Source organism: Clostridium saudiense, from assembly GCF_000577815.1.
Lineage (GTDB): Bacteria > Bacillota > Clostridia > Clostridiales > Clostridiaceae > Clostridium > Clostridium saudiense.
In genome coordinates this window covers 20804-35446 of record NZ_CBYM010000023.1, presented here as the reverse complement: position 1 = coordinate 35446, position 14643 = coordinate 20804, and the positions used below count along the sequence as shown (strand labels likewise).

17 protein-coding genes are annotated in these 14643 nt (G+C 29.5%); all 17 read left to right on the top strand.

Annotation, left to right across the window (positions count from 1 at the left end; all coding sequences use genetic code 11):
• Positions 1–93 precede the first annotated feature (93 nt).
• On the top strand, positions 94–744 hold the full coding sequence (gene minC / locus TY07_RS11435; RefSeq protein ID WP_042399791.1) for a septum site-determining protein MinC: 651 nt from the start codon (positions 94–96) through the stop codon (positions 742–744).
• Positions 745–759: 15 nt separating this feature from the next.
• Complete coding sequence (minD, locus tag TY07_RS11430) at positions 760–1557, top strand: septum site-determining protein MinD (RefSeq protein WP_042399788.1); 798 nt, start codon at positions 760–762, stop codon at positions 1555–1557.
• 14 nt (positions 1558–1571) lie between these two features.
• Entirely contained in the window at positions 1572–1841 is a 270-nt protein-coding gene (gene minE / locus TY07_RS11425; protein ID WP_042399785.1) for a cell division topological specificity factor MinE, read from the top strand.
• A gap of 433 nt (positions 1842–2274) precedes the next feature.
• Positions 2275–3411 (top strand): rod shape-determining protein RodA, encoded by a 1137-nt coding sequence (gene rodA / locus TY07_RS11420; RefSeq protein WP_042399782.1) that lies wholly within the window; start codon positions 2275–2277, stop codon positions 3409–3411.
• Positions 3412–3506: 95 nt separating this feature from the next.
• Entirely contained in the window at positions 3507–3899 is a 393-nt protein-coding gene (locus tag TY07_RS11415) for a hypothetical protein (protein ID WP_042399779.1), read from the top strand.
• Between the two features lie 211 nt (positions 3900–4110).
• The gene (locus TY07_RS11410; protein WP_042399776.1) at positions 4111–4974 is read left to right on the top strand and encodes a site-2 protease family protein; all 864 of its coding nucleotides are present in this window, start codon (positions 4111–4113) and stop codon (positions 4972–4974) included.
• Between the two features lie 165 nt (positions 4975–5139).
• Entirely contained in the window at positions 5140–6999 is a 1860-nt protein-coding gene (locus TY07_RS11405; protein ID WP_042399774.1) for a TIGR03960 family B12-binding radical SAM protein, read from the top strand.
• Positions 6983–7684 (top strand): TIGR03936 family radical SAM-associated protein, encoded by a 702-nt coding sequence (locus TY07_RS11400; RefSeq protein WP_042399856.1) that lies wholly within the window; start codon positions 6983–6985, stop codon positions 7682–7684. Before TY07_RS11405 ends, TY07_RS11400 begins: the two co-directional genes overlap by 17 nt.
• Positions 7685–7696: 12 nt before the next feature.
• Positions 7697–9142 (top strand): ribonuclease E/G, encoded by a 1446-nt coding sequence (locus TY07_RS11395; RefSeq protein ID WP_042399771.1) that lies wholly within the window; start codon positions 7697–7699, stop codon positions 9140–9142.
• A 133-nt stretch (positions 9143–9275) separates the two neighbouring features.
• Positions 9276–9587, top strand: coding sequence for a 50S ribosomal protein L21 (gene rplU, locus TY07_RS11390; RefSeq protein ID WP_042399768.1), 312 nt, complete (start codon positions 9276–9278; stop codon positions 9585–9587).
• 9 nt (positions 9588–9596) lie between these two features.
• The gene (locus TY07_RS11385; protein WP_042399765.1) at positions 9597–9971 is read left to right on the top strand and encodes a ribosomal-processing cysteine protease Prp; all 375 of its coding nucleotides are present in this window, start codon (positions 9597–9599) and stop codon (positions 9969–9971) included.
• A gap of 5 nt (positions 9972–9976) precedes the next feature.
• Positions 9977–10276, top strand: coding sequence for a 50S ribosomal protein L27 (gene rpmA / locus TY07_RS11380; protein WP_042399852.1), 300 nt, complete (start codon positions 9977–9979; stop codon positions 10274–10276).
• A gap of 156 nt (positions 10277–10432) precedes the next feature.
• On the top strand, positions 10433–11719 hold the full coding sequence (gene obgE / locus TY07_RS11375; RefSeq protein ID WP_042399761.1) for a GTPase ObgE: 1287 nt from the start codon (positions 10433–10435) through the stop codon (positions 11717–11719).
• An 11-nt stretch (positions 11720–11730) separates the two neighbouring features.
• A complete protein-coding gene (yhbY, locus tag TY07_RS11370; RefSeq protein ID WP_042399757.1) occupies positions 11731–12036 on the top strand; it encodes a ribosome assembly RNA-binding protein YhbY in 306 nt (101 codons plus the stop codon).
• 2 nt (positions 12037–12038) lie between these two features.
• The gene (gene nadD, locus TY07_RS11365) at positions 12039–12647 is read left to right on the top strand and encodes a nicotinate-nucleotide adenylyltransferase (protein WP_042399756.1); all 609 of its coding nucleotides are present in this window, start codon (positions 12039–12041) and stop codon (positions 12645–12647) included.
• A 1-nt stretch (position 12648) separates the two neighbouring features.
• Positions 12649–13218: a bis(5'-nucleosyl)-tetraphosphatase (symmetrical) YqeK gene (yqeK, locus tag TY07_RS11360; protein ID WP_042399754.1), complete on the top strand. Its 570-nt coding sequence runs from the start codon at positions 12649–12651 to the stop codon at positions 13216–13218.
• Positions 13219–13258: 40 nt separating this feature from the next.
• The gene (locus TY07_RS11355; protein WP_052330706.1) at positions 13259–14599 is read left to right on the top strand and encodes an LCP family protein; all 1341 of its coding nucleotides are present in this window, start codon (positions 13259–13261) and stop codon (positions 14597–14599) included.
• Positions 14600–14643 lie beyond the last annotated feature (44 nt).

Sequence of the window (14643 nt, the reverse complement as noted above, 5' to 3'; positions counted from 1 at the left end):
AATTACAAAGGTTTGAAGCATTTTATGTTTTTAATTGTTGTTATATGATATAATTAATATTAAATTGAGTTATTAATTGGTGGAGGATTGCCAATGAAGGATGATAGAATACAAATAAAAGGGAACAAAGATGGTGTAAATATTACTATTGATACAGAAAAGTTTATAGGCTTTGATGATATGCTCGAAGTATTAGTATCTAGCTTGTCAATTAATAAAGGTTTTTATAAAAATTCAATATTAAAAATCACAGCTAATTTTAAACATATTAGTAACTCTGATATAAGCAAATTAAAAGATGAATTATTTCAAAAAATAAATATAAAGGATTGCGTTTTTGATGATATTAGTAAAGTAAAGAAGGAAACTAATAATATTAAAGTTTTTAATGGGGTTCATGAAGGAAAAACTAAATTTATCAAGAAAACAATAAGGAGTGGACAATCGGTTGATTATCCTGGCAATATTATTATAATAGGAGATATAAATAATGGTGCAGAGGTCTCAGCAGGAGGCAATATTATAGTTCTTGGAAGTATAAAGGGGCATGTTAAAGCTGGAACTGGTGGAAATAAAAAATCTATAATAGCTGCATTTTCAATGCAACCTGAGTTAATGCAAATATCAGATATACTTACTGTACCGCCAGATGATGGTATTAAGCCATCTTATCCAGAAGTTGCAAAAATAAAAGATGGTTACATAGTAGTAGAGCCATACTTACCAAATAAATATATTTACTAAAGTGGAGGGATTGACATGGGAATTTCGATAGTTGTTACATCAGGTAAAGGTGGTGTTGGAAAGACTACAACAACTGCAAACTTAGGAACAGCATTAGCTGCGTTAGGAAAAAGGGTAGTAGTTGTAGATGGAGATACAGGGCTTAGAAACCTTGATGTATTAATGGGATTAGAAAATAGAATAGTATATACAATTATTGATGTAATTGAAAACAGATGTAGATTAAAGCAAGCGTTAATTAAAGATAAAAGGTATCCTAATCTTTGTCTTTTACCAACAGCTCAGACAAAAGATAAAGATGATATTAGAGCGCAAGATATGTTTGATTTAGTTAATAAATTAAAGGAAGAGTTTGATTATGTATTAATAGACTCCCCAGCTGGAATCGAACAAGGTTTTGAAAACTCAGTTGTAGGTGCTGATAAAGCTATTGTAGTTGTAAATCCAGAAATTACATCAGTAAGAGATGCTGATAGGGTAATTGGTAAATTAGATGCAAAAGGATTAGAAGATCATGCAGTAATAGTTAATAGATTAAATTACGAAATGACAAAAAGGGGAGATATGCTTGATGTTTCAGATATTATAGAAACCTTATCAGTTAAGCTTTTAGGAGTAGTTCCAGATGATAGAAGCATAACTGTTTCTACTAATAAAGGTGAACCTATAGTTTTAGATGATAAAGCTCAATCTGGCCAAGCGTTTAGAAATATTGCTAAGAGAATCACAGGGGAAGAAGTTCCACTACTTAAGTTAGGTTCTGAATCTACCGGAATATTTTCAGCAATAAAAAGAATGTTTAAGAAAAATTAGGGGGATTGGTCATTATGGATTTTTTAAGGGTATTTTCTAATAAGACTACACCAAAAGAAGTTGCTAAAGATAGATTGAGATTAATACTAATTCATGATAGAGGCGATATAGCTCCGGAAACTTTAGAGAAGATTAGATATGAAATATTAGAGGTTATTTCTAAGTATATAGAAATAGATGCTAATGATGTTGAGATTTCGTTAAATAGAAGTGAGGACGTTGAAGGTGAAGGCGGACCTGCACTAATTGCCAATATTCCTATAAAGAATGTAAGAGGAAGATAAAAAATAGGTGTATTAAAATTATAATGTTAACACAAAATGTATAAAGATTTAATCAGATGACAAGCTTATTAAGTGACAAGTGACAGATTAAGGTTTGGAACACCTTGGGGTGTTTTTGTAAATTTAGATTAAGCTGAATTTATTCATTAATTTGCAACTTGTTAGTTGAAATTTGTTACTATGCTTATTGTTGTGTTAACATTATTTTTTGATGCATTTTTTTATTTTAAAATATTAAGAATTCATAGATTAAATTAGAATACATATACTATCATAGATTAAATTAGAATACATATACTATTTTTATATTTAACATTAAAGTAAATTAATTCTTAAAACTTTATGAATTTTATATGGAACAGTATAATTCTTTATGGAGAAAAAAGAGGAAATAAGATATAATAAGTGGGTATAAATTCTAGGAGGTAAAGTTATGATACCTTTATCAAAGTTTAAAATGAGTTTGAAAGAACTGAAAAGGGTAGATAAGTGGATGCTAATATCGATAATATTAATAACGATGTTTGGCATAGTTAATATATATTTAGCAAAGAAAACATCTGCTGGGGGAATGCTATTTCCTGTGAAGCAAAGCATTTTCTTTGTGGCATCATTAGTTTTATTATATTTTGTTGTAGCAATAGACTATTCAATTATTAAGGCATTTACACCAATATTTTATTGGGCATCAATAGCATTATTAGTATTAGTATTATTAATAGGATCAACAATTAATGGGGCTCAAGGATGGATAAGGTTAGGGCCATTATCTTTCCAGCCGGCAGAGCTTGCAAAAATTGGGACAATAATGATGATGGGTAAAAAGTTAGATGATATGGAAGGAGAAATAAATAATTTTAAAAATTTCTGTATATTAGCTTTTTATGCAATAATACCTGCAGGACTTATTGTTATTCAACCTGATATGGGTATGACGATGGTATTATTCTTTATGGTTTTAGGAGTGTTCTTTATTGGCGGTCTAGATAATAGAATAATATTAGGTGGTCTAGGGGCACTAATATTAGGAATAGTTCTAGTATGGAATTCAGGATTAATTCAAGATTATCAAAAGAGAAGAATTACATCATTTCAGAACCCAGAAGCAGATTCATCAGATTCAGGATATCATTTGAGACAATCTCTTATAGCAGTTGGATCAGGTGGATTTTTTGGAAGCTTGAATTCGTTAGCTAATGATGGAACTGGAGGGTATTCATCACAATATGTTCCAGAAATTCAAACAGACTTTATATTTACTCAAGTTTGTGAGCAATGGGGAACTTTTGGCGCAATTTGTTTATTAACTCTATATGGAATATTGATTTCAAGGATGATTAATATAGCACGGGATTCTAAAGATATTTTTGGTAGAATTATAGCAACGGGGATGGTAGCATACTTCTTATTTGCAATATGGCAAAATATAGGTATGACTATAGGGTTAATGCCTATAACGGGAATAACTCTTCCATTAGTTAGTTATGGAGGAAGTTCGCTATTAACTACAATATTATCATTAGGACTAGTTATAAATGTAGGAATGAGAAAAACAAAACTTAATTTTTAGATATCAGGATATGCAATATGTTGTAACACAATATATTGCATATTTTTTTTAGTTGTAAAATATAATTTAATAATCAATTTTTTAGGGAGGTAGAAATGGGAAATTATAATTCGCAATATAAAAATTACTATCAAGGTTTACAAAATAAAAATGTAAAGAAAAATAATTCACCAGTATACACAAGGAATTCATTTGAAGAACTATATGGATATAACAATAATAAAAGAAAAAAGAAAGAGTTCTTTTCAAGTATGTCTAATGTTTTTATTTATCAATTAGTTGTAGTTATTTTTATGTTGATGGCAAGCTTTTATTTGAAATATGCACCAGGTCAAACAGGGGCATATGAAAATGTAAAAGCAGTAATTAATGATACAACTTATAGCCAAGTTGAACAAGAAGTAGAAAGCTTTGATTTGTCAAAAATAGTTAATAAAATAAGTAATTACATAAAAACAAGTTTAGGTGGGGATAAGGTTGATTTTTAATGTTTATCAAATGGTTAGTTGGTATAATACTCCCACTTGTTTAGGTTGGATATAATAATTGACGGGACAATAGACTAGGGGTGCTTGGGGTATAATGAATTCTAAAATTAAGGAAAGTTTAAAACTTTGTCTTAAGATAAGAATTCAGTTTATGCAATTGTATTAAGGAGGTTGATGTTTTACTAATGGTTTGACTAAGAAGGAGAGGTAAATGGATAGATGGAAAAGAAGTGTTTTAGCAGAATTCATAGTATTTTTTATACTTTTAAGCTTTAACAATTCAATTATTTTAGCATTTATAAGTATACTTGCTCATGAAGGAATGCATATATTAGTGGCAAAAAGAAAAGGCTGTAAGTTTAATGATATTCAGATTCATATATATGGAACAAGTGCTCAGTTTGCTAATATAGATGAATTAAATAAAAAAGAAAAACTACAAATTTATTTATCAGGTCCTTTTGCTAACTTTATAATTATATGTATATTTTGGTGTATTGGTTTTGCAAGTAATAATATATTGATAGATAAAATGATTAATATTAATATAAGTTTATTATTTTTTAATTTACTTCCTGCTTATCCACTAGATGGGGCAAGAGTATTAGAAATATTATTGTCTCAAAAGATATTGTATAGACGAGCTAATGATATAATTTCTAAAATAAGTTATACGATAGGAGTTATATTATTAGTTATTTTTATAATTGTATTTGCATATAGTGGCGTAATAAATGTAAGTATACTTATTGCTTCAATTGCTATATGTTTAATTACAAGAAGTGAAGAAAAATCTGCCATGTATATATTGATGGGAAATATATTTGTGAAAAGAAATAAATTGTTGAGAAATAAATATATTGAAAACAAAAGTATATCAGTTTACTACAAGCAAGGACTTGCAAATGTTATGTCAATGGTAGATAAAAATAGATTTAATATATTTTATGTATTAGATGATGATTTAAAGGTAGTATTTATTATGAATGAAGACGAATTAATAGAGGCGTTAAAGTTGTATGGTAATATTACTTTAGAGGAATACTTTGGTTTAAGAAATAAGGATGGGTATTAGTTTACTTTTTAATAATGATTATGCTAGAATAGCAGTTAGATAGTTAGAAGTTAAGATTTAAGAGTTAAAAGTTAGTAGTAGTGAGAAATTCGGCTTAAGCTGAATTTTTTCATTAACTACTAACTTAAAACTATTAACTATTAACTTAATTAAAGGAGGGTACCTATGAATAAGATAACTGATGATATTTTATGTAAAGTAGAAAAACCATCAAGATATGTTGGTGGAGAATTAAATCAAGTTATAAAAAATCCTGAAAATGTTAATATAAGATTTGCTTTTTGTTTCCCAGATGTATATGAAGTTGGTATGTCGCATTTAGGAACAAGAATTTTATATCATACTATAAATGAAAGAAAAGATACATATTGCGAAAGAGTTTTTGCACCATGGCCAGATATGGAAACATTAATGAGAGAAAATGACATAAAGTTATTTACTCTAGAAACTAAAACACCATTAGATAAGTTTGATATGTTAGGCTTTACTCTTCAATATGAAATGAGTTATACAAACATATTAAATATGCTTGATATGTCAGGAATAACTATTAGGGCTAGCGAAAGAGGAGAAGAAGAGCCGATAATTATGGCTGGAGGTCCTTGTGCTTATAATCCAGAACCTTTATATGATGTTGTAGATTTCTTCGAAATTGGTGAAGGTGAAGAAATGATGAACGATGTCTTAGAGGTATATGCAAAACATAAAGCTAATGGAAAAGTTAATAAGAAGGAGTTCTTAAGAGAAATATCAAAAATTGGTGGTATTTATGTACCTTCATTATATGATGTAACTTACAATGAAGATGGTACTATAAAAGAATTTACTCCTAAATATGAAGATGTTCCTGCAAAAGTTAAGAAAAGAATAGTTAATAACTTTGATGCTGTATCATTCCCAGATGAAATGATTGTTCCATATACTGATATAGTTCACGACAGGGTTGTTTTAGAAACAGCTAGAGGATGTACAAATGGATGTAGATTCTGTCAAGCTGGTATGATTTACAGACCAGTTAGAGAAAAGACTACAAATACTTTATTAGAACAAGCAAGAAAGGCTCTTAAGGCTACTGGATATGATGAAGTATCATTAGCTTCATTAAGTATTTGTGATTATTCAAATATTCAAAACTTAATATCTAGTTTAGTTATGGAGCACGAAGCTAAAAAAGTTGGTATAGCATTACCATCTATTAGAGTTGATGCTTTCTCTGTTGATTTAATTAAAGAAATTCAAAAAGTTAGAAAAACAGGTTTAACTTTTGCTCCAGAAGCAGGGTCTCAAAGAATGAGAGACATAATAAATAAGGGGTTAACTGAAGAGAGAATTTTAGAAGCAGCAAAAAGTGCTTTTGAATCAGGTTGGAGTACTATTAAGTTATACTTCATATTAGGACTTCCTTATGAAACTACTGAAGATGCGGCAGGAATTGGTGAGTTAGCAGAAAAGATGGCTGATGTTTATTTTGGCATTCCAAAGGATGTTAGAAATAAGGGATTAAAGATTACGGTAAGTACATCTATATTAGTTCCAAAGCCATTTACTCCATTCCAATGGGCTCCAATGGCTAGACCAGAAATAGTAGATGAAAGAATTAAAGCTGTTAGAGGTGCTATTAAATCAAGAAGTATAGTTTATAACTATCATGAACAAGAAACTTCATTTATGGAAGCTGTATTTGCAAGAGGAGATAGAAGAACTTGTGATGTTTTAATTAAAGCATTTGAAAAAGGTGCTAAATTTGATGGATGGTCAGAATACTTCAATATGGAAATATGGAAAGAAGCTATGGAAGAATGTAATTTAGATGCTGATTTCTATGTATATAGAGAAAGAGGATATGATGAAGTGCTTCCTTGGGATTTCATAGATATTGGAGTTAATAGAAAATATCTTGAAAGAGAAAATGAAAAGGCTAAGAGAGCAGAGCTTACAAGAAATTGTTTAGAAGGATGTACTGGATGCGGAATAAATGTAAACTTTAAAGAAGGGAAGTGTTTTGAAGGTGCGATACGTAATTAAATTTACTAAAGGTGCTGATATTAAGTTTATTGGACACTTAGATTTAATGAGAACTATTCAAAGAATAATAAAAAGATCAGGATTACCTGTTGAGTATTCAAAAGGATTTAATCCACATATGGCATTATCTATAGCGCAACCACTTTCAGTTGGAGTTTATTCAGATGGTGAGTATTTAGATTTAGTTTTAACAGAATCTCTAGGAGTAGGAGAAGTAATAGAAAAGTTAAATGAAAGTGCTCCTCCTACAATTAAGTTTTTACATGCAACACCAGTTGAAATAATAGAAAATGTTAAGAGATTGCCTCAAGCAATGGCACTTTTAGATGGAGCTAGATATACAATTAAGGTAAAACTTAATGGAACTTCTAAAGTAGAAGAAGAAATGGGTAAAACTCTTAATGAATCTAAATGGGAAATTGTAAAGAAAACTAAAAAAGGTGAAAAGCTTACTGATATAAAACCGCTAGTTAAAGAGTTTAAGTACTGGGTAAAAGATAATGAGTTAATTTTAAATACTTTAATAGCAACAGGAAGTAGAGAAAATCTTTCGGCTGATCTTTTAGTTACTTATTTAAAAGGAAAGGTATCAGAAATTAACCCTGATTCTTTCGTCAATATTAAAAGAGAAGAGATGTATATTTTAAAAAATAATAAATATGTTCCTTTATATAAGGGAATTTAAGGTAGTTTTAATATGAGAGAAATTTTTGTTGAGAAGAGAGAAGAATTAATTAGAATAGCAGTAAAAGAAAATGGTGAATTGGTAGAATGCCTCGTTGAAGAGGAAACTAATGAACCGCAAATTGGAGAGATTTATAAGGCTAGAGTCAAGAATATAATTCCAGGAATTAACTCAATATTTTTAGATATTGGATTAGATAAAGAAGCCTACATGTATTATAGTGAAGAACTTAAAAGGGTTGGAATTAAGAAGGGTCAAGAAATTTTAGTAGAAGTTTTAAAGGAACCTTTAGGTAATAAAGGTGCTAAAGTTAGCAATAAAGTTAATATACTTGGTAGATATATTGTTTTAACTATGGGAGTAGAAGGAATTACTATATCTAAAAGGATTTCTGACTTAGAAGAAAGACAAAGACTAATAAATCTTACTAAACCTATTAAAGGTGTAGAAATAGTTTTTAGAACAGAATCAAAAGCTGCAACTAATGAGGAATTGCTAAGTGAATTAAATTCATTATTAGAAAAAAAAGAAGAGATGGAAAAGAAGCTTAGATACTCAACAACTATTGGAAAAATAAAATCAAATAGCATGATAATTAGGTTTTTTGAAGAATTAGATGATAGAAAAACTAGTATAACAGCTGATGATGATGATGAATTTTTTGAAAATATTAAGGGATTAACTAAAGGAAATAATAATTTTGAATTTAAATTTTATGAAGGTAAAAGAACATTATTTGATTATAGTGGAATAGAAAAGGAAATACTTAAACTAAGACATAAAAAAGTGAATTTACAATGTGGTGGATATATTGTTATTGATAAAACGGAAGCAATGTATGTTATAGATGTAAATAGTGGGAAAAATATCAAGGGAAGAGATTTTAATAAGACTATAATGCAAACTAATTTAGAAGCAGCTAAGGAAGTTGGAAGACAAATTAGATTGAGAAATTTAAGTGGTATCATAGTAGTTGATTTTATTGATATGAGAGATGAAAATCAAAAAGTGCCCGTTATAAAAGCATTAAAAAAATCTCTAGAAGCTGATAAAGGTAATGTTAAAGTATTTCCGTTTACTGAACTTGATTTAATTCAAATTAGTAGAAAAAGAAAAGGAAAATCTATTTATGAATATCTAGAAGAGCCTTGTAGAAAATGTAAAAGTAATGGATTCCTTTTAAAATTATCATATATTGAAAATCTTATTAGAAATGAAATAATAAAATGCTCTAATGAAAATTCAATAAAGGATTTTTACATAGAGATTGATAAGAATTATGAAGATGACATCAAAGAGGATATAGTTAAATTTTTAAAAAATATTGATGGATTAGATAAAGAGGTTTATTTGAATTTTGTGTATGATATAGAGGGGTACAGGGTTGAGCCACTTATATTTGTATCACAAAAAGAAAATTACCAAAAGTACAAAATTAAAACAATTGAAAAAGTATAATAAATTTCTTTACAAAATGTAACTTTATATGATAAAATGTCATTTGTAAACCGCACATAACGGGTTTTTTAAAAACAAAGTTAAATCTTTGTACCTACATTGGCGAGACCGTTTAAGAGGAGGTGTTTTTAGAATGTACGCAGTATTATTAACTGGAGGAAAACAATACAGAGTTCAAGAAGGAGACGTAATATACGTTGAAAAATTAAACGCTGAAGTTGACTCTACAATCGAATTAACAGAAGTTTTAGCTGTTTCTAACGGAGAAACTTTAACTGTTGGTGCACCAGTAGTTGAAGGAGCTAAAGTTGTTGCTAAGGTAGCAGCTCAAGGTAAGGCTAAGAAGATCACTGTTTTCAAGTATAAGCCTAAGAAGGACTACAGAAAGAAGACTGGTCACAGACAACCTTACACTAAATTAGTAATCGAAAAAATCGAAGCTTAATTTTAAGATATGATTAAGATTATTATATTTAAACAAAAAGATATATCGCTTGGATTTAAGATTGAAGGTCATGCTTTATCTAGAGAAGAAATAGAAAGCACTACAGGTGATGCATATGACATGATTTGTAATAGTGTTTCGGTTTTATCTCAAAGTGCTGTAATAGGCATGCAGGAAGTTTTAAAGCTACCAGTAAAGTATGAAATAAATGATGGATTTTTATCACTGAATTTACATAATCTTAATGATGAAGATATTGAACGAGGACAGATATTACTTTTAACCTTTGAAAAAAGTTTAGAAAGTTTAATTATGTCCCTTGACGCTAGTTTTGGTAAAAATAGACGGAATAAATATATAAAAATAAAATTCGAGGAGGTGTAATGAGTATGTTAATGATGAACCTTCAATTATTTGCCCACAAAAAAGGGGTAGGTAGTTCAAAGAATGGTAGAGACTCTGAATCTAAAAGATTAGGTGCTAAGGCTGCTGACGGAGAATTCGTTTTAGCTGGAAACATCCTTTACAGACAAAGAGGAACTAAGATTCACCCAGGTCTAAACGTAGGTAAGGGTGGAGATGACACTTTATTTGCTAAAGAAGACGGAATCGTAAGATTTGAAAGAATGGGAAGAGACAAGAAGAAAGTTTCTGTTTACCCAGTAAGCGTTGAAGAAATAGCTGAATAATTATATTTATATAGGTAAAAGCACCCGTAAGGGTGCTTTTATTCTTGTAATAGATATATAATTTATATATACTATTATAAAATATATATGTTATGGAATAATAAAAATAGATTATTATGTTTAACATTAAAAAAAGTTACAAGGAGGAAAGTAACTATGTTTATAGATAGAGCCAAGATATTAGTTATATCAGGTGCTGGTGGAAATGGAGCAGTTACATTTAGAAGAGAAAAGTATGTTCCACTTGGAGGACCAGATGGTGGAGATGGAGGAAAAGGTGGAAGCGTTATATTCACTGTTGATACAGGATTAACAACACTTTTAGATTTCAAATATAAGAAAAAGTTTATAGCTGAATCTGGAGGAAATGGATCAGGTTCAAAATGTTATGGTAAGGACGGAGAAGACTTATACATAAGAGTTCCAATGGGAACTATTGTTAGAGATTTCGAAAGTAATAAGGTTATTGCTGACCTTTCACATAAAGATGACACATATGTTATTGCTAGAGGTGGAAAAGGTGGTAAAGGAAACTGCAAGTTCTGTACACCAACAAGACAGGCACCACATTTCGCAGAACCAGGTATGCCAGCAGAAGAAAGAGTATTAACTCTTGAATTAAAATTACTTGCTGACGTTGGATTAGTTGGATTCCCTAATGTAGGTAAGTCAACATTACTTTCAACTGTTACAGCTGCTAAGCCAAAGATAGCAAACTATCACTTTACAACTTTAAAGCCAAATTTAGGTGTTGTTAAAGCTGAAGGAATAAATTCATTTGTTATGGCTGATATTCCAGGAATAATTGAAGGTGCTGCTGAAGGTGTTGGATTAGGACTTGATTTCTTAAGACATATTGAAAGAACTAGATTATTAATTCATGTAGTTGATATTTCAGGTGTTGAGGGAAGAGATGCTTTTGAAGATTTCGTTACTATTAATGAAGAACTTAAGAAGTATTCTGTAAAGCTTTGGGATAGACCACAAATAGTTGTAGCTAATAAAGCAGATATGCTTTATGATGAATCAGTTTTTGAGGACTTCAAGAAGAAAGTAAATGAATTAGGATTCGATAAAGTATTTAAAATGTCTGCAGCTACAAAATCTGGTGTTGAAGAAGTTATCAAAGAAGCTGGTAAGATGTTAACAGAAATTCCAGTAATGGATTTAGAAATTCCAGATGAAGAAAGATATGTTGAGCAAGAAAAGAGATTCACATATGAAATTAACGTTGAAGAAGGTGAAGAGTACAACACTTACGTTGTTACTGGATCATTCGTTGATAGATTACTTGCATCTGTAAATATTCATGATGCAGATTCATTAAGATACTTCCATAAGGTACTTAATAATAAGGGAGTATTACAACAAATTAGAGAGATGGGCGTACAAGATGGAGACATGGTTAGATTAAATGACTTCGAATTCGAGTACATTTTATAGGAGGAAATTTTATGATAACAGGAAAGCAAAGAGCTTACTTAAGAGGACTTGCAAACACTATGAGTCCAATATTCCAAATTGGAAAGAATGGTGTTGAAGAAACATTCTTAAGACAATTAAAAGAAGCATTAGAAGCTAGAGAGCTTATTAAAATAAAAGTTTTAGAAAACAGTGGTTTAGCAGCTAGAGAAGTCTCAGATGAAATATGCAAAGCTATTGGATGTGAAGGTGTTCAAGCGATAGGAAGTAAGATTGTATTATATAAGAAATCTGAAAAGAAACCTAAAATAGAATTACCACAAGGAAAAAATAACTAATTATGAAACGATATGGTATGATGGGGGGAACATTTAATCCCATACATTTAGCACATTTATATATAGCATATGAAGCCAAAGAAGTTTTAGAGTTAGATAAAGTCATATTTATGGTAGCTGGTAATCCACCACATAAAAAAGAAAGTCCGGTAATAGACTCTAAGTATAGAAATGATATGGTTAAAAAAGCTATAGAAGGTTATGAAGGCTTTGAAATTAGTGATTATGAAATAAAGAAGAATGGGTATAGTTATACTTATGAAACTTTACAGTATTTGAAAAGTTTAGATGATGTTAGCGAAGTATTTTTTATTGCAGGTGCAGATTCATTAATGGATATAGAAAAGTGGAGAAATACTGATTTAGTATTAAAAAATTGCACTTTTGTTGCTTTTAATAGAGGAGAATATAATAAAGATATTTTAGAATTGCAAAAATCTAAATTAGAGGAAAAATACAATGCTAAAATAATATTACTTGATGTAGCCAATATAGATATTTCTTCATCAATGATTAGAGAAAGAATAGCTGAAGGAAGAAGGGTAGACTTTTTCTTACCAGAAGGAGTAATGAAGTATATAAGTGAAAATAATTTATATAGGAGAGAGTAAAATGTGGGGAGTAGATGAAATAAAAGATTATTTAAAAGATAATTTAAAACCATCTAGATATGGTCATACCTTAGGGGTAGTAAAAACTGCTGTTGAGCTTGCGAATATTTATAATGAAGATGTTCGAAAGGCTGAAATAGCTGCACTTTGCCATGACGCAGCAAAAAATATGAGTAGTGAGGAAATGCTAAAAATAATTAAAGATGAAAATATTTTATTATCAGTAGATGAAAAAAATACTAAAGAATTATGGCATTCAATAATTGCACCTATTTTGGGAAGAAAAATTTTTGAAATAGATGATGAAGAAATATTAAGTGCAATGAGATGGCATACTACTGGAAAAGAGAATATGAGTAAACTTGAAAAGATAATATATTTAGCTGACTTAATTGAACCTTCAAGAAAATTTGAAGGAGTAGAAGAGATTAGAGATATTTCTCGCAAGAACTTAGATGAAGCCATGTTAAAAGCATTAACTCATACAACTATGTATTTATTAAACCAGGGCTGTGCAGTAGATATAAATTCTGTTAAAGCAAGAAATTATTTATTGTATAATAATAAGTAAATACAATTATAGATTTAGTTTATAAGGTGAGGGATGGGTAATGGCAGGAAATAAAAAAAGTGAGAAACATAATGCCAGGAAGGGATCGAGGCAATTAAGTCCAAGAGAAGAGCTTGAAATTAAACAAAGACTTAAGAGAAAAGAGAAAAAGTCAACTATTATAAAGAGAGCAATTACATCTTTTATTTTAACAATAGTTGTGCTTGTTGCATTAGTTGGAGTATATTTATTTTCATTTATTTCATCGCTTAATAACAATGATATTATATCTGCAGTTAAGCCAAGTTCAAATGAAACAGTGAATATATTATTACTGGGGATGGATATAGGAGATGCAGAAAATACTTCAAATTCATCAGCAAGAAGAACTGATACTATGATGATGATTAACTATAACCCGCGTACAGATAATATAAACGTTGTTTCAATACCTAGGGACACATTAATAGAGGTAGAGAATGCAACAGATGGTAAAGGAAATAAAATTCCTTATTGGAAGATAAATGCTGCCTATGTTTTAGGTGGGGAAGAAGAAGTTATAGAACAAGTTCAAAATCTTTTAGATGTAAAAATTAATTATTTAGTTGAAATAGATTATGCGGCTTTTAGAAATTTAATTGATGCTATTGGCGGAGTTGAAATGTATATAGATAGAGATATGTATTATGATGATGATGCACAGGATTTACATATACATTTTAATGCTGGTGAAACAGTATTATTAGATGGGCAAAAGGCAGAAGAATATTTTAGATGGAGAAAAAATAATGATGGAACTGGACTTGCAGAAGGTGATTTAGGGAGAATTAAAAATCAACAGGCATTTATAGCTAAAGTAATTGAAAAATGCACTAGTCCAGAAATTATAACACAGATTCCAAGTATTCTTAAGGCTGTTAAAGAAAATATAGTAACTAATATGTCTGGTAGTGATATGATTTACTATGGATTGAAGATGGTAAAAAATGAAGGGATTTCTATGAATACTTTACAAGGTGATAATGAAAGAATTTATGGACAAGATTTCCTAGTTATGAATCCATCATATAATCAAAGTTTATTAGAATCATTAAAGATAACAAGTGAAGCTAATAAGAGTGCAAACAGAAGTGGTTATTCTATAATGGTTTTAAATGCTACTAGGGTAAATGGATTAGCAGGCAATTTAAGGATAGAATTGGAGAATCTAGGATACACAAATGTTAGCGTAGGAAATTACGATAAATCGAAAGAATCTAAGATATTATCTAATGATAAAGAGCTTAAAAAGCTATTAAGTGAGGATACAGGAATTAATGATCTTTCTAAAAATAAAGAAGAAGAATACGAAAACTATGATGCTATAATTATTATTGGAGAAGATTATTTAACATTTAATTAATTAACTTAAAGTTAGTAAGAGTGATATAATAACTTTAAGTTTAA

Bases quoted from the DNA above. Each gene is read 5' to 3' on its own strand.
- TY07_RS11415 (WP_042399779.1), top strand. From the start codon at position 3,507: ATGGGAAATTATAATTCGCAATATAAAAATTACTATCAAGGTTTACAA.
- obgE (WP_042399761.1), top strand. From the start codon at position 10,433: ATGTTTATAGATAGAGCCAAGATATTAGTTATATCAGGTGCTGGTGGA.
- TY07_RS11410 (WP_042399776.1), top strand. From the start codon at position 4,111: ATGGATAGATGGAAAAGAAGTGTTTTAGCAGAATTCATAGTATTTTTT.
- minC (WP_042399791.1), top strand. From the start codon at position 94: ATGAAGGATGATAGAATACAAATAAAAGGGAACAAAGATGGTGTAAAT.
- rodA (WP_042399782.1), top strand. From the start codon at position 2,275: ATGATACCTTTATCAAAGTTTAAAATGAGTTTGAAAGAACTGAAAAGG.
- rplU (WP_042399768.1), top strand. From the start codon at position 9,276: ATGTACGCAGTATTATTAACTGGAGGAAAACAATACAGAGTTCAAGAA.
- minD (WP_042399788.1), top strand. From the start codon at position 760: ATGGGAATTTCGATAGTTGTTACATCAGGTAAAGGTGGTGTTGGAAAG.
- TY07_RS11395 (WP_042399771.1), top strand. From the start codon at position 7,697: ATGAGAGAAATTTTTGTTGAGAAGAGAGAAGAATTAATTAGAATAGCA.
- rpmA (WP_042399852.1), top strand. From the start codon at position 9,977: ATGTTAATGATGAACCTTCAATTATTTGCCCACAAAAAAGGGGTAGGT.
- TY07_RS11385 (WP_042399765.1), top strand. From the start codon at position 9,597: ATGATTAAGATTATTATATTTAAACAAAAAGATATATCGCTTGGATTT.
- TY07_RS11405 (WP_042399774.1), top strand. From the start codon at position 5,140: ATGAATAAGATAACTGATGATATTTTATGTAAAGTAGAAAAACCATCA.
- yhbY (WP_042399757.1), top strand. From the start codon at position 11,731: ATGATAACAGGAAAGCAAAGAGCTTACTTAAGAGGACTTGCAAACACT.
- minE (WP_042399785.1), top strand. From the start codon at position 1,572: ATGGATTTTTTAAGGGTATTTTCTAATAAGACTACACCAAAAGAAGTT.
- nadD (WP_042399756.1), top strand. From the start codon at position 12,039: ATGAAACGATATGGTATGATGGGGGGAACATTTAATCCCATACATTTA.
- yqeK (WP_042399754.1), top strand. From the start codon at position 12,649: ATGTGGGGAGTAGATGAAATAAAAGATTATTTAAAAGATAATTTAAAA.
- TY07_RS11355 (WP_052330706.1), top strand. From the start codon at position 13,259: ATGGCAGGAAATAAAAAAAGTGAGAAACATAATGCCAGGAAGGGATCG.